Origin of the sequence: Bacillus sp. FJAT-27245, from assembly GCF_001273955.1 — a bacterium.
Taxonomy (GTDB): domain Bacteria; phylum Bacillota; class Bacilli; order Bacillales; family Cytobacillaceae; genus Bacillus_D.
Genome location: NZ_LIGI01000001.1, coordinates 1,231,143 through 1,250,231, shown reverse-complemented (window position 1 = coordinate 1,250,231; position 19,089 = coordinate 1,231,143). Strand labels below are relative to the sequence as shown.

The following is a 19,089-nucleotide window of genomic DNA, read 5'->3' as shown; positions in this document are numbered from 1 at the left end:
TAAACAACCCGAGACCAAGCCACTTCCATAAGTGGCTTGGTCTCGTTAGTAAAAAGTTCGGTTTTAAATCATTTTCGTCAATGTGCCAAGGAACCAATCCCGGAAGGCTTCAAGATCAATTCCGACTGCGACATTTACATTCGGTTCTACGTCTCTAAACACTTCCATTGTCATGCCGCTTGCCGGGCCTTCGGTTACGACTTTTACATGTCTTGGCTCAACAGTGAACATCTCAGGATTTGTTAAATAAGCAATTGTACAAGAGTCATGCATAGCAACGCCTTGTTCCAAATCACCATCCCGGTAATTGCGGAAGATGGCGTCAAACATTTCGGCAGATTTATTTGGGCATTTCGATAGCACGTCTTCCCCAATGCGGGCTTTCAATGTCACATCCAGGCCAATCATGACGATATCCAAACCGGATTCGAACACAATTTTCGCGGCATGGGGATCGGCCCATATATTGAACTCGGCGGCACCGTTCACGTTTCCACCTGATAATGAACCACCCATTAAGACAACTCTATCAATCTTATTTTTCAACTGAGGATACATCAGCAGCAATGCCGCGATATTTGTTAAAGGGCCAACCGGGACAAGTGTAATTTTCTCATCCGATTGCTCAAGCAAAGAACGGATTGCTTCAACTGCATGCTCTTTTAAAATAGTACGGTTTGGTTCAGGGAAGTCGTAGCCATCCATCCCGGTTTCTCCATGAACCTTGTTTCCCAAAGCAGGATTCAATAAAGGCGTTTCCATCCCTTTTGCAACCGGAATGTCCTTATCGAAAAATGTGACAAGCTTCAGCGCGTTCGTTGTGATGTTATGAATATCTACATTTCCTGAAACGGTCGTAATCAATTTTACATCCAGTTCATCCCTGTAAAAAGCCAACCCCAATGCCGCAGCATCATCTATACCAGGATCGGTGTCAATAATAATTGGAATTTTTCTCATTATGGTGCGCCTCCTAATTATAGCTCAGGTGTAACGGGAACCGATTAACAAAGAAATGTGGATTTTCCACACTCAATCCCTGTAACCGGTTCCATATCATTCGTACAAACACTCTTTTTTAAAAAATCAGCCAATCCCCGTGACATCTATATAATTTTTTATCTGCCACTTCAGGTATTGTGTAACCGATTACACATATATCGTAAACTAAACAAAAACAGTAGTCAATTCTCCCGGCAGAAATGTTAATTCCCATCCTTCCAAAATTCGCCGATTTATCCAGGAAGAAAACGAAAATGCATTCAACGCAAATTTCCGCTTTGTATTCACAGCCTTTTCGACTAAAACAATCCCCATCCTAAATATAGATGGGGAATTGCCTGCTTATTGTTATCGTTAGGAAAATAATATCCAGGTAGAGACTGGCACCGGTTGAAAAATTACGTATGTCGTTCCAGCAGCTATTTCAAATTATTTATCCTTAAGCTCCTTAAGCTCGTTGATCAACTGGTCGGTACGCTTCGCATTGCCTTCAGCGAAATTTTCCAGCCGATTTTTGAGCTCATCATCCTCATGGATATTGTCGGCTGTGATTAAATAGGTCCGCATTAGGTCTTCTTCCACTTCAAGCGAATGTGTAAGGACTTCCTCTAGCTTTTTCTTATCATTGTTCAACGTTCACGCCTCCTTTACGAGTATCGTTCTCTATACTTATTCCCATTATCCGTCAGGCAAAAACAGCGAAAGGCGCCCATTAAAGTTGCGCTCTTACGGACTTTTCAAGCTATTCCCGTTTAATTTTGAAATATACTTGAGATTACACATGGAACTTCGAAAGAATATTTTATGTGTGCAACTTCAGAATAGGAGTTATAAAACAATCGCAGCTACTAGGGTCTTTAAACCATATTTGCTGGTTTGGACACTGATGCTTAACTCTCCTGGATAAAACTCACCATTAAGAACTATGGAAAAGCTGGGATATTCTTTAAATTTTTTGTGCATGTTAACTAAATTTCATGCTAATTTTATGCTTGATTCATTTGATATGTCTATGTTGAACAAGTTCTTTTTTCATTTTCTATCCAAATAACACAATGACAAGTCTTGGATATTTAACTATTATTACAGTTAACACATTGTAAACCCTTTCAAAAAAAGGGGAATAAAGGGGGAGACATCATGGGTAAAAATGATTCAGTGCCGAAAAAAGGTTTTCAGTTGCCGCATATTTATGTCATTTTGTTTTTGTTCAGTGCAATTGCGGCAGTAGCAACCTACTTTGTTCCTGCAGGGACGTTTGAGAGAATTCCGGGACCAGAGGGAAGAACGACGATCGATCCTAGTTCCTACACACAAGTTGAATCAACCCCCGTGGGACTCATCGATTTTTTAACTGTTATACCAAGAGGATTGATTGATGCTGGGGAAGTTGTTTTCTTTACGTTTATTATTGGTGGCATGTTCATGGTCCTTAGACGTACAGGGATTATTGAAATTGCCGTTGATAACTTATCGAGGAAATTCGCCAATAAAAGTGTATTGCTTATTCCGATTTTAACGACTGTATTTGCGGTTGTAGCCACACTAATAGGTACACCAGAATTATCTTTAGTCTACATACCGGTAATATTACCGCTTATGATTGCATTAGGGTACGATTCGATGGTAGCGGCAGCTATTGCATTATTCGGTACTGTTATCGGATTTACAGCGGGTGTCCTAAATCCGATCAATACAGGTTTAGCCCAAAAAATATCCGGTTTGCCAGTGTTTTCCGGGGTCGGATTCCGGCTTATTATTTTTGTTTTAGCAGTAACAATGGCAGTACTCTTTCTTATGCGATATGCAAATAAAGTGAAAAAAGACCCAATCAACAGTTTCGTTTATGAAGATGACCGGGAAAAACGCGAAATGTATCAAAAAGTCGGGAATGTAGAGAAAATTAAAGCTACTGCAAGGCAGAAATACGCAGCTTTAGCTACTCTTGTTTTCTTTGGTATTTTAGTATACGGAGTTATCGGACATGGCTGGTTCATGGTAGAGATGTCTGGATTGTTCATTATCATGGGAATTGTGGTTGGTTTAATTGCTGGACTGACAACATTGCAGATTTGTGAAGGATTTAATCAAGGGTTCCGTGATGTGTTAGTAGGCGCGATTATCGTTGGGGTCGCCAGAGCAGTAGCTGTTGTTCTGGAAGATGGACAAATTATGGATACAATTGTTCATTCCCTAGGTTCATTTGTTGGGGATTTGCCACCTGTATTTAGTGCTGTTGGAATGTACATCGTTCAGTTATTGATCAACTTTATTATCCCTTCAGGCAGTGGACAAGCACTTGTGACAATGCCAATCATGGCGCCATTAGCCGATATGGTTGGTGTTACAAGACAAACTGCTGTACTGGCTTTCCAACTGGGTGATGGATTTGCCCACATTCTCTATCCTACTTCAGGCTACTTTATGGCAGCATTGGTAATTGCGGGTGTTCCATATCAAAAGTGGTTTAAGTTCTTTATTCCTCTATTTGGACAATTTGTAGCATTATCTATTATTATGCTGATCATTGCTCAATCCATCCAATGGACAGGCTGATAAAGACCTGAAATAATAAACTTAGCATGGTAAAAAGCCATAAATAAAACTGGGGCTGCACCATTGTCACATTGACTTTGGGACAGCCCTTTATCGTTACCGGAAGGCTACAGTCTTGTTTCAACCCGTTGATTAGCAATTGCGCAATCCCGACAAAAGCAAATGCACTTCACCACTGATTGCTAAGTTGGGAAGGTTCCCTACATTTCTGGTCTAGCTTCCCGAAGCGGTTCTACACTTTGCTTTTTTTCAATCGTTCCTTCTCATCTATTTGTTTTTCCACCGCTTCATCCCAGCGCCCGAGCCATGTATTCCAGACACGGGAGTAAAATGTGTCCTGTTCTTTATTGTACAGTTGAAATTCCAGGCATGGGAGATGTTTCACTTCCTGCTGTTCAAAGCTGTTAACAGCCTTAACGACTGTTTGAAAACCGTCTTCCTCCACTCCGTTCTCCGTTTCGGCTAGGTATCGCAACATTTTCTCCTCATCAATAAGGTTCTGATTCTCCGCATACCGATACAGTGGCAGGTCTTTGTCTGCTCCTGGCAAAGGCTCGTCCTTCTCCGGCCAACACTCATCATGGAACAGGCTGTATGAAAGACTTGTCGATTCTTCTTCCAATTCCTCTTCCATGATGCCGGTTTTTAGCTGCCCGTGCCCTTTCGGCGTAAGCATGTACGTCCCTTTTTCCAGCCGTATCAAGCCCATACGCTGCATTTTTTTCAATAAATCTTCAATGAACAGCTCCTCAACGAGCAGCAACTCGGACAAATTCGCTGCCCGGCGAATTTCGGTTTGCTCAAACGTAAGCATCATCATTTTCATGAGAATATCCATCCTGGAACGCTTTACACGGCTGAACGCGACAGAGTAGGTAATGACCGGCATCTGCCAGACCATCGAATTTTTGATTTCGACTGATGGATTTTTCAACAAAATCGCACGTAATTGCTTTGTTAATTTATCCATGCAAACTCACCTCTTCCAGGGTCCGCAGTCCCTCATGTTTCTTTACAGATTCAAAAACATGGGTATACATTTCTTTCGCACCGGCATGTTTCGTCTTTTCAGTAAACATCTTTGTACTGCCAATCATCACAAGCAGCTCCCTTGCCCGGGACAAAGCGACATTCAACCTGCGGTAGTCCTTGGCAAAACCAATATCGTCATGCTTTTGATCGTGATTGCGTACCATACTTAACAGGATCACGTCCATCTCCATGCCCTGGAATCTGTCGACTGTCCCTGTGCGGATCTCCAAGTGGGGCAAATGCAATTCCTGATGTAGAAGGCGGTCAATCCTTTTCACTTGCTCTCCGTAAAAACTAATGACACCAATGCTTTTCATCTCATCCAAACCCATTCGTCCTGCTTGCTTCGCTTCTGCCGTTGCCTGGTTCAATTCAATCAACAGTTCCCCGATTCTTTTCAGCTCGGCAGGATTATACAGGCTTTTACCGCCTTGCATTTTCTCCTCGAAAAACGCTGGCTCATTCGGCATATCGAGCCAAAGAAGATGATCGTTTCGCTTGATGAGCGGGGACTCAAGCTTATGGTCCCGGACCAAGTCGGAATCAGCCAAGCCGCATTGTAGCTTTTCATTTTCTTGCATGTAAAAAGGCGTAATGGTTTCCATGATGTTTTCATGCATCCGATATTGAATCGCAAGCATTGTTTTATTGCTTTTCGGCAAGTTTTTAAACAGGCGTTCAAACAGCGACTCTTCTAATAGCTTTTTAAGTTCTGCTTTTCCCTCAAAGTCATCATTTTCTTTCATCATTTCCTGAAGGGTTTCCTCAAGCGTATCGTTTCCGAGCAAAGGAGGCAGCTGATGATGGTCGCCGACAAGAATGATTTTTTTGCCTTTCAGCATCGGTAAAAGGAGCTCAGGCGGGGTTGCTTTTGATACTTCATCAATAATAACAACATCGAATTCCGGGTAGCTTTCGATAAAATCTTTACGGGCCGATGCAACACAAGTTGTTCCAATCACATTGGCATGCTTCACATAAAGCTTTCGGATTTCATTCAGGTCATGGTCGGTTGCTTCTTCCAGCAAAGATCGCCACATCCCCTGAACTGACTGGAACAACGGCAGCCGTTTCTTCTCCTGGTTCAACGACTCCCGTGTAAACGAATTGCTCGCAAGCTTTTTTAATACCTCTTCGTGCTCCCGTTCCGGTTCAGAAGCTAAGACTTCATTAAGCGGAATCTGTTCAGCTTCTTTTTCTTTGAGCAGAGTGGAGAGTGTTGCAAGACGGGCTTCGATTTCGATGTTTCTCTGCTCTGCTTCGTGTAGTTGAAGAGTCTCTTGTTCACGCTTCTGGCGATTTTTTTCAACCCTGAGCTTTGTCTGCTCGACCTGCTCTTTCTTTTGCCGGAGTTCAAGCAGGTTGGATTCTAATTTATGAAGCAACTCCTTTGCATCGGGGATGAGTTCCACCGTCTCCTTCATTTCCTTATGCTTGCTTTGTAAAAAAGTAAGCTTGGAGCCCTGCTCACACATCTGCCTCTGATAGTTTTGAAAAATCATTTTGTAATCATCCTGGACAGGCTTAAGCTGGCTAATCAGTTCCTGCTTCAACCGCAGCAATGCTTCCTGTGCCATTCTCTTATCATCATCATTCAACTTTAACCGATGGGCTTTTAACCAGATATACTGTCTCCTGCCATATAGCCCTTCCAGGTATCTGGCAAGCCTTTGAGAATGAATCGTTAAGTTTCCTTTCAATTCACTTCTCAGTTGCGTTAAAAATTGGTCAATTTCATTCGAATTGGCGGCTATGGGAGACGTGTTTTTAAATTGTTTGTACTGGTTCCCTATGAGCTGTTCAAGATAGCCGATGGCAGCTTGAAGTTTATCGTTATAGTCATGCAGTTTCTTAAGCTGTTGTTTTCGTTCACGAAGAGATTCGAGCATATCTATGATTGACCGGACTTGCAAAGACCGGGTGAAATTCTGTTCGAGAATGATCCATTTTAACGTATCGATTTTTTGGACCGAGGCTATTCGATCTGCCAATGCAGCCTTCTGTTCCACTGACTCTTTCCATTTCTCACAATCAGCAGAACTTTGATCTAGCGCTTGTTTCATTTCGGTTATTTCGTCTTCAAGCTCTTGAAGTTCAACACTATTTTGGAGATGTCCAATTTCTAACTGTTTGGCATTTATCTGTTCATGAATCTCATCAACGCTAGGCGCTTCAGCGAGTACCTTTTCGTCTTTTCCAATCGTGCTATTCAGCTCATGAAGTGACTGTTCTACTTTTTGTAAAAGCTCTTGTATTTGCTTCTGTTCTTGTTCAGCATCCTGGATGTCTTTTTTAGACTGATCTATAACGGACTGAATTTCGTCATATTTCTGTTGGACTTCCTTTTTTGCTAAAAGTTCGGCCTCTACCTGGACAAGTTCTTGCTGGAGCCGCTCTTGTTCCTGTTGGTTCGCCGCCCATTCTGTTTCTATTTCCGTTTCTCGCTGTTTCCTCGTTTCGAATTGATTTGAAACTTCCCTTAGGGTATGGTCTTTCCAATACTGCCCTACATTTTCCTCAATGAACTTTTTGCCTTCTTCTTCAATACTTTCCGTACGGCCGACCCGGAGGATTCGGATATCCTTATGTGCAAGCAATCGGCCGAGGGCATTGTCGACCGCCAAATTTGACTGTGATGCTACGAGAGTGCGCAGCCCCGCCTTCGCATTTTGCAGGCAAATTTCCGAAATAACGGTTGTCTTCCCTGTTCCCGGCGGGCCTTGGATGACGTATAAGTCTTCGGCAGACATCGCCCCTGTGACAGCCGCCTTCTGGAACTCGTTCAATCGATTGTGAAACTGCAAGTCAACCTGCTTTTCCACCGCTTTGACAGGCGGTTTGTTTTCAAATAAAAGCCGTTCCAGTTCAGGGTTCGCGGCCAAGCCGTTTTCCAATTGCTTAAACCCTTGCCGCAGCCTTTTCACCTGGCTCAGGGTTGCGAAATTGCTAAAAATCACTTCCCTTGGATGTGAATCCAGTCGGTGGCTGCGTGCCTGTTCCTCCATATATGCGTGCAATTCAACCTCAACCGTGGATGCCGAACGATTCGCTTTCAGGACTTTGCCGATATCCTGGCCGCTTCCCTTCAGCTTTACGCTCATATCCTTGAGAGACTTCCATTCCTTCTCACTCATCTGGCAGCCGGTTATTTTTACCCGGCTAAAATCATCGTTAAAAATAAGCGATGAATAGCGGGATGTGATATCAGGAATATCCGCAGACTCCTCCTGGATTTTCAAATAACCTTCCCAACTCGAAATCCGCTTCTTCACGTACAGCGAACTTTCCTGGGCGACCGGCATGGTATGAATTAAATTTAGCAACTCATACGGTACAGGTCCGCTATTCGGAACATTCAGCTCGAAGGCAAGACTAGCGGGGACACGCCAATTGGATGCCAATGGAAGATGTTTTGGCCTTGTCGTGACGTTCCTCACAACAAACAAGTCCTGCTTCACCAAACAATGCAGGACAATCACAAACCTGTTCCACTTGTGTGCCAGCCTTTCATTTTTCTCAAGGTCAAAAAACAACGCAGCCGAAACAAGCCCATCTGCCGATTGAGGATATTTTTCTAAATAAACATAAAAGGATTTTTCCAATAAAAAAAACGATCGCTCCTCCAACCCAAGCTCTCGCATTTTATCCTTTGCCTTATTGGTCAAGGTGATCGGACATCTATATGTAGTTTTTTGTGTCTTCACCATATGTCCACCCGCTTTACGAACAACAAAACATTTCGTCCATCAAAATAGTAACCTAGCAATTATAGCACACTCTTTGCGGGATGGATGGACATTCCTTTTTCCAGTCATAAGGTTTAGTTGTTTACTTTACGCAAATTTTTAGACAGTTGCAGTTGCTACATCTCAAACTCCCATTCTTCCTTCAAATGGAGGTAGAGGGCGAGAAGGTTATTTTCGAGTTCTGCCTCTGTTTGAGTGTGCCACTCGACTCCTGCTTTTGTAAGTAGTATGGCAGCAACTTGCTTAGTTAGTTCCGTTTTTTCGTTTATAGGGAGTTGGAGGAAGCGGGCGGCGTATGTGTTGATGAGCTTCCAGTCCTTGGCGTTGAAGGATTTGATTGTCCAGTCGCCAAGTGCCAGCGTTTCCTTGCTGACGCCCCTGTTCTTCATTTCCGTTTCCAGCGGGGAACTCTTTTTTCCCTTTTTCACCTTTCGCTCATGAATGACAATTGTTCCGGCGACGAGGTCACCGAGCCGCTTGTGCTGTTTTTGGAAAAAAACCATAACAATCCCGATGAAATAAAAGCCGGGCAGCATGTCAATGATGCGAATCAAATTACGGATCAGGCTCGACAGAAGTGTGATGCTGTGCCCGTTTTCCTGCATGACACGGATGCCTAGAAGCTTTTTCCCAAGCGTCCTGCCCCCGGAGAAAAACTCATACACAAAAAAATATCCCCAATTGACAACAAACAGCCCGATAATAAGAAATCCCAGTACATACGATTCGGCAAAGCGGATTAGCCAGACATCAAAGCCAGCCCCAAGGGAAAGTAAAACAATCAGTACAACAGCAATATTGAATGCCGTTAACAGCGCCTGGTCAATCAGGAATGCTGCCGCCCTGCTGCCAAGTCCTGCGGTTTGGAATTGTAAAGAAACGTATTCCGGTGTTTTGATATCGATTTTTTCCTGCTGCATGCTACTCCTCCGGCTCTTACAGTTTTCTATTAATCTTTCTATTCCCGGCAAAAAAATCTATAATGAAGATAAATGCCAGAGAAATCCAGTACAAGCAGGTGCCTATATGGATGTAAAACAGCTGATCAAAAAACATCGTGAAGAATGGAAACAGCTTGAACAGCTCATTTCCGAACTTGGCGGGCGCAAAAAGGGAATCACCGGAGAAAAAATTGACTCTTTTCACCGGCTTTACCAGAAAGCCTCCCAAAACCTATCCTATTGCCAGACGCATTTTCCGAATGACAATGTCACCGGATACTTGAATGGCCTTGTTTCGAAGGCGCATAATCTCCTGTATAAAGACCAAATTTCAAGCGGCAAGCAAATCCGCCATTTTTTCAGCACAAAATTCATTGGGCTGCTGCTTGAACAATGGCGGTTCGTCGTCATCGCGTTCGTCCTGTTTACGGTTGGCGCGGTAGGCAGCTTTTTTGCGGTATTGAACGATCCGCTCCATATATATACACTTCTTCCCGATAACATCTCGCATGCGGTTGACCCGGACCGGCTTGGGGAAGGGCATGAGGCCATCGATTCGGCCGTCATATCCACTGAAATCATGACGAACAATATCCAGGTCGCGTTTCTCGCCTTTGCCGGCGGCATTACCTTTGGGCTTTTGACTGTGTATTTGCTTGTTTACAACGGTGTCCTCGTCGGCGCACTTGCCGCCCTTTTCTGGCACTCAGGGAAAACGTATGATTTCTGGGCATATATTGTACCCCACGGCATGATCGAATTGACTGCCATCTTCATCGCTGGCGGCTCTGGCCTTTTGATGGGCTACAACCTGTTTGTCCCCGGCAACCTGTCTCGCGGCTACCAGCTGAAAAGGCAGGCAAAACGGTCCGTCCAGCTGCTGCTCGGCACGATTCCCTTGTTCGTTATCGCCGGGATTATTGAAGGCTATATCACACCTGCAAGCATTTCGCTCGAAGCGAAGTACGCGGTGTCCATTTTAACCGTCCTTGCACTTCTGCTTTATGCCATTGTCGGAGGGCTGAGATTCTCAAGAACAACTCCTAAAGAGCATTTTGGTTCATGATGTCGATATAATGCGAAATCGCCGTGACGGCGAGATGTTCCTCTTTGGCCTCCACCATTTGGAGGCCCTGCTTTTCCCATTTGATTTTGCCTCTTTGTTTAAGCAGCTCCTGCTGCTGGGCGATACTTTTGATCATCGCCGTTTTCACCTCGTCAGGCCTTATTGCGATGCGTTCTTTTAAGGTTCCATCCTCGATTCCAACCATGAAAAACAAATGCCGCTGGCGCAATCGTTTCAAATAAACGAGCGCGTTTTCTTCATGAAGGAAGGTACGGACATCGCTGAACAGCAGCAGGAGGCTCCTCTTCTTCTGGACATTCTCAAGATACTGCAGCACTGCTCCGTAATTCGGCTCGACAGGATCAACTTCAAGACCGTAAATCGCCTGAAGAATTGTCTGCAGATGATTCATCCCCTTTGCAGGCGGGACATACACCTTAATGTTTTTCGAAAAAGCAAGGACTGATACATAGTCGCCTTTTTGCAGCACAGCGGCCGCCACTGTCAGCGCTGATTCCAGCACATGCTCCAGGCGGTTGCCTTTTTTCAATTCGGCTCCCATCATCCTCCCGCAATCGATCAGGAGCGTGATGTACTTCCCATGTTCGGGTTCGTATTCATTCGCCATCACTTCGTGCAGCTTTGCAGTTTGGCGCCAATTGATTTTCCGCGGATCATCGCCGGGCACATAGGACCGCACCTTGGAAAAATCGCCTTCGCCCATCCTTTTTCGGCGAATGGCAGTACCTTCATGCAACAGGAATTGCTGGGCATTTTCCAGATACCTGCGCGTTTCCGTCAAGTCAGGGATCACCTTGACCAGGTCGGCAAGGTGAGGCGTCACCTGTTTTTCCCACAACCCGATGCTGCTACAGTAACGAAAGAATAAGTTGCCAATCTGATAATCTCCGCGGACAGAAGCGACCGTTTCATATGGGATGATTGTTTCCGATTGCCCATTTACACTGCCTGTGACAGGAAACGGCTGCCTAAAGGTTTGCGGTACTCCGTCGATGAACCGGAACAAGAATGCGTGCCGCGACTGGTTCGCTACCAGCACCTCAATCCTGGCCGGTATTCCCCTCTCCATTTCGCCTGGGAATACCCTCTGGAAGGAAAGCTCCTTCCGCTTCGGTGTAAAAAGCAAATCGGCCAGGCTAATTACAAGGAAAAGAACATTCGCACCAAATATCACCAACCAGGAAATCTTCACCATGACTGCACCCATTAAAAGTGCGGATAGCGGCAAGAAGGCCATTAGCAGCCTTTTTGTCGGGACAATGCCCCTATCTCGGAACAGGAACCGATCCCACAAGTTCTTCAATGATCTGGTCAACGGCCGCTCCCTCCAATTCCATATGCGGTGCAAGCTGGATTCGATGCCTCAGTGCTGGTTTTGCCACCATTTTCACATCATCTGGTGTCACATACTGCCGGCCCGACAAATAGGCCCAAGCGCGCGCCGCTTTTCCGATGGAAATCGCGGCACGTGTGCTCGCCCCATAGCGGATATAGTCGGACTCCCTCGTTTTCCTGACTATTTGCATCATATAATTGAGCACTTTGTCCTCGACTGTAATCGACGCGATTTCATTTCGAATAGTGATAAACGTTTCAAGATCAAGGATCGTCCGTATGTCTTCGACAGCAAAGACATGGTGCAGGTCGTTTTTCAGGACCTGCTTTTCCTCCTCAAAGGATGGAAAGCCAATGGTCAGCTTAAACAGGAACCTGTCCTGCTGCGCCTCGGGAAGTGGGTACGTCCCTTCGAATTCGATCGGGTTTTGCGTGGCGACAACGAAAAACACATCCGGCAAACGGTATGTATCACCCTGGATCGTCACCTGCTGCTCCTCCATCGCTTCAAGCAATGCAGCTTGTGTTTTGGCGGGGGTGCGGTTGATTTCATCGGCCAGGAGGATATTCGTAAATATAGGCCCCTTTAGTGTCTGGAAGATGCCTTCCTTCATATTGTAAATCATGCTTCCGGTAATATCGCTCGGCAGCAGATCTGGCGTAAACTGAATGCGGCTGAAATCCCCGCCGAGCAGGCCCGCAAGTGTCCGCACTATTTTTGTTTTCCCGGTGCCTGGTACTCCTTCAAGCAGCACATGGCCTCCTGTCAGGACCGCACACAATAGCAGGCGCAGATTCGTAGCCTGGCCAAGAATTCTTTCCTCGTAGGAATCCAATAATGCTTGCAGCTGTTTATTCAACCTTTCTCCACCTCTATCCTCAAGTCGTCGAGAAGCCTCGACCAAAGCAGGTATTCTTGTTTGTTCAGCCCGTCTTTCGCCAAAACGGCGGACAGCCCCTGTAAAAACTCTTTTATTTCCTCTACGGATTTTATAGTCCATTTTCTTTCCAAATAATCTGCCGCATCAATCCATGGCATGGAATAAGGAATTCGCCATTTTTCCTGAAGCTTCTGCTTCGTATAATCGGCCTGAATCTTGATGCTGTCCCCGTAACACCTGCCGCGGATATACCATGCTGCGAGCGCCCGGATGCCTTCGTCACTGAACCGAACGTACTCCTCACGCGGTGCGTAAACAGGACCAAACCGTTTCCCTTTTAGCCAAAGGAAAATGGCTGCCGCAATCGTCCCCTGAAGGACGAGGAACAAAAACCATTTCGGATAAACGAGTGCTCCTGACAGTACGCTTCGCTCACCGTGCACATACTCATCAAACAAAACTGAAGAAGGGCCAGCATCGTTCACGATTTTCAAAAAGACGGCAAGGTTGTCCTCCTTCAGCACTTCACAGTTCGTGATAAGTTCAGGCGCTACGAGAACATATAAGTTCCCTTTTCCAACCTCCCTTTGGGTGGCGACAGCACCCTCCTTGTCCCGGAGGAGAATCTTATCCTTTTTTGATGGAATCAGCCTATTAGGCAGGTTTACACTCACTTTGTATGTATTCTTCTCTTCGTCTTCCAGCAGGTTCGATTTTTCCACCGGTTTTACGGCTGCTGTTTTCAAGGCGAAAAAACCGTCCGGTATGTGTGACAGAAGCAGGATTGAATTCCCCGCCTCCATGAATTCCTCATACTGCTCCATTTCTGCGGTTTTCGAGATATTCAGCGGCTCCACCATGATCAGGAGCTGGCCTTGGGCCGATTTAGGCAGTACCTTCGGCGGGTGCACCCATTCCTTCGCACTTTTCTTATCTTGCAGGAACGTATAAATCGCCTTCACTCCGGTTGGTGCCGGTGAAGAGGCGATGTATTTTGGATAGCTTCTTGCTTCAGGCTGATATCCAATTATAAGAATGGCTATAAAAACCGTAATCAGTACAACAAAGGGAAGCCATGAGCGCAGGAGTAATCCACGTTTACCCATCACTGCTTCACCCTCCCTTCCTCCAGCCACGCAGCAATTTTGCCGCGGAAGGAGAGATAATCATTGTTGCTGATTTGTCTTTCACCGTATGTCACTTCGTCAAAAACAGAAGCAAGCTCATAGAAACGATCAGCATCAGCCCTGCTGGATTTACCTAGTTCAGCGAAGTATTCCCAGTTCGTTTTCCACTGTCTTGCTTCAATGCACTTTTGCTCGTGCAAAAACAATAGCAGAGCGAGGAAAAAATGGCGGACAGCCTTACTGAGCTGGCCTTCAGCTTCAAGCCTGATAGCCCTCTCCATATGCATCTCATACGTCCAGTCGATTTCCCGGGAAAACTGAAGCGGCTTATATTCCCTGTTCAGCTTTTTCCTTCGGCTATTCCTGATCAGCAGATAGGCAATCCAGGCTAGAATGAGAACAATAATGGCAATAATCACAATGAGCAGCGGCGCCGCGGCAGACCTGGACCCTTGTGCCAGGGAAGGAAACCAGTTTTCCAAAAGATCAGCGAGCCAAGCCATCGCCTCATTCCACCATTTCTCAACGAACCCGGGCGGTTTGGAATAAACAGTATATTCCTCTTGATTTAGGATTTCTTCAAGTTCTTTCCTTGCCTCAGTAGAATCAATCAAAACCTTCACCTAACTCAAATTCGATTTTTGCCATAAAGTGAAGCTTCAATCAGTGGGGATTTCTTGATCCCCCACTGATTGTTAGCTGAACCAATCGGGCTTTTACGGGCAGTCGATCCCCCACTTAACTTCTTCGAATAGTTCTAGATTCTTGAAGTGGGGATCTTACTGCCCGTTAATGCGGGATTAAGAAGAAACAGGCTCATATTCTGAAAGTAATTCCTTCAGGTCATCCGCCTCGTTTCTCACTTTTAAATCAAGGTAGATGACACAATAGCCTACAGAGAAAAACATCGTTGTCAAAATGGAAACTAGACTGACGATGATCGAAAGCAATACACTGCTTCCTAAAAAGGCGGTAAAGGCCATCTCGACGGATGCTGAGATAATAGTCGTAATCAGGGAAAAGACAATATAGATGCCCAGCAGCTTCCATGTTCGCTTTCTCGTCAGCTTCCAGCTGCGGCCAAGCCCTGGCGATTTCCGGTCCAGTACAACTGAGCCAAAGTAAAAGCTGAAGCGCGTCAACAACAGTACCGCGACAAGGAAGAGACCAATCGAACCGATGACGGCCAGGATGATGCCCGTAGCATCATTGGATAACGCGCCAATCATACCGCCTGCGACTATTCCGATAGTCGGGATGGCTATAAAGGCGATGGCCATGAGAAAGTACAAAATCGAGCTTCCAAGCATTGCCCAATAGCGTGACAACGCCAATTTGAATACCGAACTAACCGTGTACTCTTCGTTTTTACGAACATGGTTAACCGCGAAAAGAATGGCAGCTTGGGCAATCGGAAATAAAAACAGACTAAGCAGCGCGGTCACGCCGATTCCAACAAATTCAGCCGGCATAAACGACGGGTCAACTTCGCCTGTTCCCTCAAAGCTAGCCAACATCTGCTCTAACCAATCTCCCTCGCCACTCTTATCACGAAACAATGGTTTACCCGCCCCCACCTGAAACAACGCATCAATGAGATAAACCGGTCCCATGATTGCCAAAAGCACGGTCATAAACTTCTTAAAATGATTCTTGCTCAGCGTAAACGTATGATCCAAAATTTCCCCAACACTCTTTGGCTTGCTAAACTTATCATCCAATTAAAAATCCTCCCGAAAGTTAAGATAATTCATAATACTCATTTTAACATGTGGACCGTCCCCTCGCTCCCATTATTTTCAAATATTTTGAAATTGCGTAGATGAGCCTTGCTCATATTATAAAAAGGAAAAGAGAAGTGCCTCATCACACTTCTCCCAGGTATGAACCTTTTGAATTTTTCATTTTCCTTAACACGTCCTACATATATATATCTTAATTACTGTTTAAGTGTAATAACCTTAATCCCTTTAAGCTACATAACTTTCATTTTTTTTAAAAAAACTCCAAAGCTCATATCTCCCCACGCAACTACCCGTTGTTCTTGAGTCCTTTTCTGTTTCCGAAAAAAGCTTATCAATTGTATCTATATCTTTATTTGATGAGTTTTCCCTTTCCAAATGTAAAGCAAGATGGTCATAATACTCCTTGTTTTCCCGCAAGTCCCATTTCCACCAGGCAAGGTCCATTGGTCGGGAATGATTTTTACTTTTATCAAACTCAGAATCCTCGACAAATGAATCAAAGCCAAGGATTTCACCTAAATTAGCAAAATAATCAATTTCCCGATTGGTCATCATGGAGCGATTATGAAGTCTAGTTAAGTTCAACCTCCGATAATTCCTGACATATCCCTCAAAGAACTGCATTAAATCGAGATAATGTTTTTAGACATGGGCCTCATTTCCCTCTTTCGGCTTTTTACCAAATAATGCCGCAATGAATCTACATTGAGTTTTAGGTAGCGTATCAATCTCTTTCGGAAAAATGCAAATCAGAGCAACAGAACCAGATTGCTAAATATTTTGTTTTAACTGGTAGCAATTAAATCTAAATTTTTAGAAACATATATAATTCACAACGCAATTTTAAATCCGACTTTTCAAAAAATAATTAGCGCTTACATGCATAACCTTAAATTTCGCAAATAAATTAAGTGTATAAATTTTTTACTGAAGGGAGAATAATATGGAACCGATTCGTTTCACAGAGGATTTAGAATGGGTGGGACCTGGTGACCCAGAAGAATTTTATGGTAGGTCTGTAGATGTATATGTAATCAAAAACAAACCAGAAATCACAATGTACCTAGACTACAACAAAAATTTGCTTAGAGCAGAAGATGAAAACGGCAAGGATATATCAAAAAATTATCGAATCATTTAGCAGTAGCAACTATCATATACCCTCTTTAACAAAACACAAATAAAGAATTAAACATATACCCATATTTAACATGCCAATGTTCATTATTTGTAGTTTTAACATTCATCAAAGAGAGTTTACCTCAAGGGAAAAGTCAAAACTTTTCCCTTATTTTATTTTCTAACATATTATTTAAGTTTACTTAAATACTCTGACAGGTAAAATAATAGGAAAAGCTCCAAAGGGTGAAGACAATGGCAGACAAAATTACAAAAGAACAACGAAGTCATGTAATGCGTTCCATTAAATCTCAATCTCAACTTGAAAACCTAGTATCAAAAGAATTGTGGAAAAAAGGGTATCGTTTTAGAAAAAATGATAATACGCTTTTCGGCAAACCAGATATATCCATAAAAAAATATAAAGTTGTTATTTTTATCGATTCTTGTTTTTGGCATTTTTGCCCCATACATGGCCATCGCCCAAAATCCAACCAGGAGTATTGGGATAAAAAATTAAATAAAAATATTCAACGTGAGGCAAAAGTCAGAGAACATTACAAAAAATTAAGATGGAATTTAAAAAGGATATGGGAGCATGATGTGAGAGAAAATTTAAATAATACCATAGATGAATTAGCAACTTTCATTGAAGAATGTAAAAATAAAACAATAGCCTCTAACAGATAGGCTATTGTTTTATTTGATATTCAGATGTTAATTTAATTGAGGACCAACCGTGAGTTTCACCTTTACTAAATTTTACCCTTAAACTTATTTGTTCTAAATCGGCATTCCAAGATAGAGTATTCTGTATTGCTGTAGGTGTCTGTAACAAAACTTTTATTTCCCCTAAAATCTCTGTGTGTTCTTTATAAATACTTTTACCCTCATCATAAAATGTTATTGCCATCGTTGCTTTTCCAAATAAGTTTTCTATTCCTGTCCTTAATTGTTCTTGGCTTCCACCCTGAATTTTCGTGCCAAGCTCTTCTGCAATTATTTCTAAACTTTCACTACGGTTTATATTTCCAGCTAAATATTCTTCTTTTACATCAGAAACAAATGAAGTAATACTTCCTACATTAAAATATGTAGGACCAAGTATAGATCCAATCCCCGGGTTTTTTGTAGTAACTTTTCTTCCAGTTTTCGCTAAGGCTTTAAGAGAAAAATCTTCTTGTATATATTTCTCGCCTTTCCTTAAAATTAACTGTAAGTCGCCTGTATTTAATCTATCACTGATGTAACTTTCCGGCACCAACTCTATACTTTCTATTACGTAATCTCCGTATTTTTTACTTAGGTAAGAGGAAATTGCAGAAGTAATTGAAGAAGTTGAATCAAAAAGTTTTTGTAAAACATCTTCTTTTACTAAAGAGGAATATCTCTCTATTAGACGAGTACACTCCTCTGCATCAACTTGAGTTACCTCCGGGTTTTGTTTCACTATATTATAGTAAGTAAAAGCCTCATGGCATTTACCGATTGCATTACTCGAGTTCTTCCCTTGAATATACTGATGTTTTTCTATTAACTCCGCAACTTTGCTTAAAGTCTTATTATTCTTAACAAAGTTTTCTGATTGAGATGGAAAAGTTGCGTAACTTGTTGCCAGTTTAATAGAGGATATTGGTCCGCTCTCAAACTTAAACCGTAAGGTTAATGCAATATCCCCAAATTTTATACCTAATGAATTTTTGCCTATCTTATATAAATTTATTTCGTTAAAAGCAGTCAAATTATAATTAAATTCCTCTATATTTATATCGGAATCATATCTTCCGTAACTAGTAACAAGGTTTAAATCCTCCGTCATAAATAAATTATTAAAAGCATGAATAAACCCACTATCTTTTCTGTTATATAATTCCTTTATTAAAATAAAAGCTTCTTCCCGAAGAGCATATAAAAAATCATTTCTTAGTGGATTTATTTCCTCAGTGAATGAGGGATAGTACTTTCTTATAAGCTTTTTTAATTCAGTTATGCCAAATATATAATGAATACCTAATTTTTCTTCTACAATGGCTGATAAAAACTCCTTGTATTTTCTTACAAAAAACCCATTAAATACAGACTGGGTTTCCTCATCTAAAAAGTATTTTGAAAAGAAGCTTTTTGCGCCAATGTTTTTAGGCTGGATTCGAGCCCCCTTTTTTATTAGAAACAAATTAATTGATATTTGTTCATTGTTATCCAAAAAAATTGTTATATCTTTTTCTTGGTCTGGATTGTCATTATTAAATTTTGAAATTACGTAATTAATATTTGGATAAATTTTAATAATATAGTTTACCGTTCTTTTAGTTGTCTCGGGAAATGAATCAATAGACAGATTTTTTAATGACAATAATAATGCTTCACAAACCGATTTAACGTGTTGGTCACCAATCCGCCTTGGGTTCTTTTTCAATTATCTCACCTCTTTTACCTAATTATACATTATCAAATATATAGAAAAAACTGGCCAACCAATGTAAAAAGTGATAAAATACCTCTATATGATATCGGGAGG

Annotated in this window: 16 protein-coding genes; 4 read left to right on the top strand and 12 right to left on the bottom strand. The window is 42.7% G+C overall.

Going from position 1 to position 19,089, the window contains the following annotated elements:
• Window positions 1-63: 63 nt before the first annotated feature.
• Window positions 64-960 (bottom strand): ribonucleoside hydrolase RihC, encoded by an 897-nt coding sequence (gene rihC, locus ADU24_RS06160; protein ID WP_053365805.1) that lies wholly within the window; start codon window positions 958-960, stop codon window positions 64-66.
• A 471-nt stretch (window positions 961-1,431) separates the two neighbouring features.
• A complete protein-coding gene (locus ADU24_RS06155; RefSeq protein ID WP_053365804.1) occupies window positions 1,432-1,635 on the bottom strand; it encodes a hypothetical protein in 204 nt (67 codons plus the stop codon).
• Between the two features lie 507 nt (window positions 1,636-2,142).
• Between ADU24_RS06155 and ADU24_RS06150 the strand changes: the two genes are divergently transcribed.
• Window positions 2,143-3,558, top strand: a complete 1,416-nt coding sequence (locus tag ADU24_RS06150; protein ID WP_053365803.1) for a YfcC family protein — start codon at window positions 2,143-2,145, stop codon at window positions 3,556-3,558.
• A 232-nt stretch (window positions 3,559-3,790) separates the two neighbouring features.
• Here the strand turns inward: ADU24_RS06150 and ADU24_RS06145 are convergent, their stop codons facing one another.
• From ADU24_RS06145 to ADU24_RS06135, 3 genes are all read right to left on the bottom strand, one after another.
• Window positions 3,791-4,528, bottom strand: coding sequence for a hypothetical protein (locus tag ADU24_RS06145; protein WP_053365802.1), 738 nt, complete (start codon window positions 4,526-4,528; stop codon window positions 3,791-3,793).
• The gene (locus ADU24_RS06140; protein WP_053365801.1) at window positions 4,521-8,297 is read right to left on the bottom strand and encodes a DEAD/DEAH box helicase; all 3,777 of its coding nucleotides are present in this window, start codon (window positions 8,295-8,297) and stop codon (window positions 4,521-4,523) included. The genes ADU24_RS06145 and ADU24_RS06140 overlap by 8 nt, the downstream gene beginning before the upstream one ends.
• A 155-nt stretch (window positions 8,298-8,452) precedes the next feature.
• On the bottom strand, window positions 8,453-9,256 hold the full coding sequence (locus ADU24_RS06135) for an RDD family protein (protein WP_053365800.1): 804 nt from the start codon (window positions 9,254-9,256) through the stop codon (window positions 8,453-8,455).
• A gap of 106 nt (window positions 9,257-9,362) precedes the next feature.
• Here ADU24_RS06135 and ADU24_RS06130 point away from each other — a divergent pair, with 106 nt between their 5' ends.
• On the top strand, window positions 9,363-10,343 hold the full coding sequence (locus ADU24_RS06130; RefSeq protein ID WP_053365799.1) for a stage II sporulation protein M: 981 nt from the start codon (window positions 9,363-9,365) through the stop codon (window positions 10,341-10,343).
• Here ADU24_RS06130 and ADU24_RS06125 read toward each other — a convergent pair.
• The 6 genes from ADU24_RS06125 to ADU24_RS06100 all read right to left on the bottom strand — a co-directional run bounded on the left by ADU24_RS06125 (window position 10,321) and on the right by ADU24_RS06100 (window position 16,037).
• Window positions 10,321-11,679, bottom strand: coding sequence for a DUF58 domain-containing protein (locus ADU24_RS06125; RefSeq protein WP_231689573.1), 1,359 nt, complete (start codon window positions 11,677-11,679; stop codon window positions 10,321-10,323). The genes ADU24_RS06130 and ADU24_RS06125 overlap by 23 nt on opposite strands.
• A complete protein-coding gene (locus ADU24_RS06120; RefSeq protein WP_053365798.1) occupies window positions 11,630-12,559 on the bottom strand; it encodes an AAA family ATPase in 930 nt (309 codons plus the stop codon). Before ADU24_RS06120 ends, ADU24_RS06125 begins: the two co-directional genes overlap by 50 nt.
• On the bottom strand, window positions 12,556-13,686 hold the full coding sequence (locus tag ADU24_RS22945) for a DUF4350 domain-containing protein (protein ID WP_053365797.1): 1,131 nt from the start codon (window positions 13,684-13,686) through the stop codon (window positions 12,556-12,558). The genes ADU24_RS06120 and ADU24_RS22945 overlap by 4 nt, the downstream gene beginning before the upstream one ends.
• Window positions 13,686-14,321, bottom strand: coding sequence for a DUF4129 domain-containing protein (locus ADU24_RS06110; protein WP_053365796.1), 636 nt, complete (start codon window positions 14,319-14,321; stop codon window positions 13,686-13,688). Before ADU24_RS06110 ends, ADU24_RS22945 begins: the two co-directional genes overlap by 1 nt.
• Window positions 14,322-14,507: 186 nt before the next feature.
• Window positions 14,508-15,428, bottom strand: a complete 921-nt coding sequence (locus ADU24_RS06105) for a hypothetical protein (RefSeq protein ID WP_053365795.1) — start codon at window positions 15,426-15,428, stop codon at window positions 14,508-14,510.
• Window positions 15,429-15,677: 249 nt separating this feature from the next.
• Complete coding sequence (locus tag ADU24_RS06100; protein ID WP_197277479.1) at window positions 15,678-16,037, bottom strand: hypothetical protein; 360 nt, start codon at window positions 16,035-16,037, stop codon at window positions 15,678-15,680.
• 358 nt (window positions 16,038-16,395) lie between these two features.
• Here ADU24_RS06100 and ADU24_RS06095 point away from each other — a divergent pair, with 358 nt between their 5' ends.
• Window positions 16,396-16,593 carry a hypothetical protein gene (locus tag ADU24_RS06095; RefSeq protein WP_053365793.1) on the top strand — a complete coding sequence of 66 codons (198 nt, stop codon included), beginning with the start codon at window positions 16,396-16,398 and terminating at the stop codon, window positions 16,591-16,593.
• Between the two features lie 233 nt (window positions 16,594-16,826).
• Entirely contained in the window at window positions 16,827-17,261 is a 435-nt protein-coding gene (locus tag ADU24_RS06090; RefSeq protein ID WP_053365792.1) for a very short patch repair endonuclease, read from the top strand.
• A gap of 1 nt (window position 17,262) precedes the next feature.
• Here ADU24_RS06090 and ADU24_RS06085 read toward each other — a convergent pair whose 3' ends face one another.
• Window positions 17,263-18,987 (bottom strand): hypothetical protein, encoded by a 1,725-nt coding sequence (locus ADU24_RS06085; RefSeq protein WP_053365791.1) that lies wholly within the window; start codon window positions 18,985-18,987, stop codon window positions 17,263-17,265.
• Between the last annotated feature and the right edge of the window lie 102 nt (window positions 18,988-19,089).

Bases quoted from the DNA above. Each gene is read 5' to 3' on its own strand.
- ADU24_RS06140 (WP_053365801.1), bottom strand. From the start codon at position 8,297: ATGGTGAAGACACAAAAAACTACATATAGATGTCCGATCACCTTGACC.
- ADU24_RS06095 (WP_053365793.1), top strand. From the start codon at position 16,396: ATGGAACCGATTCGTTTCACAGAGGATTTAGAATGGGTGGGACCTGGT.
- rihC (WP_053365805.1), bottom strand. From the start codon at position 960: ATGAGAAAAATTCCAATTATTATTGACACCGATCCTGGTATAGATGAT.
- ADU24_RS06135 (WP_053365800.1), bottom strand. From the start codon at position 9,256: ATGCAGCAGGAAAAAATCGATATCAAAACACCGGAATACGTTTCTTTA.
- ADU24_RS06090 (WP_053365792.1), top strand. From the start codon at position 16,827: ATGGCAGACAAAATTACAAAAGAACAACGAAGTCATGTAATGCGTTCC.
- ADU24_RS06130 (WP_053365799.1), top strand. From the start codon at position 9,363: ATGGATGTAAAACAGCTGATCAAAAAACATCGTGAAGAATGGAAACAG.
- ADU24_RS22945 (WP_053365797.1), bottom strand. From the start codon at position 13,686: ATGGGTAAACGTGGATTACTCCTGCGCTCATGGCTTCCCTTTGTTGTA.
- ADU24_RS06150 (WP_053365803.1), top strand. From the start codon at position 2,143: ATGGGTAAAAATGATTCAGTGCCGAAAAAAGGTTTTCAGTTGCCGCAT.
- ADU24_RS06145 (WP_053365802.1), bottom strand. From the start codon at position 4,528: ATGGATAAATTAACAAAGCAATTACGTGCGATTTTGTTGAAAAATCCA.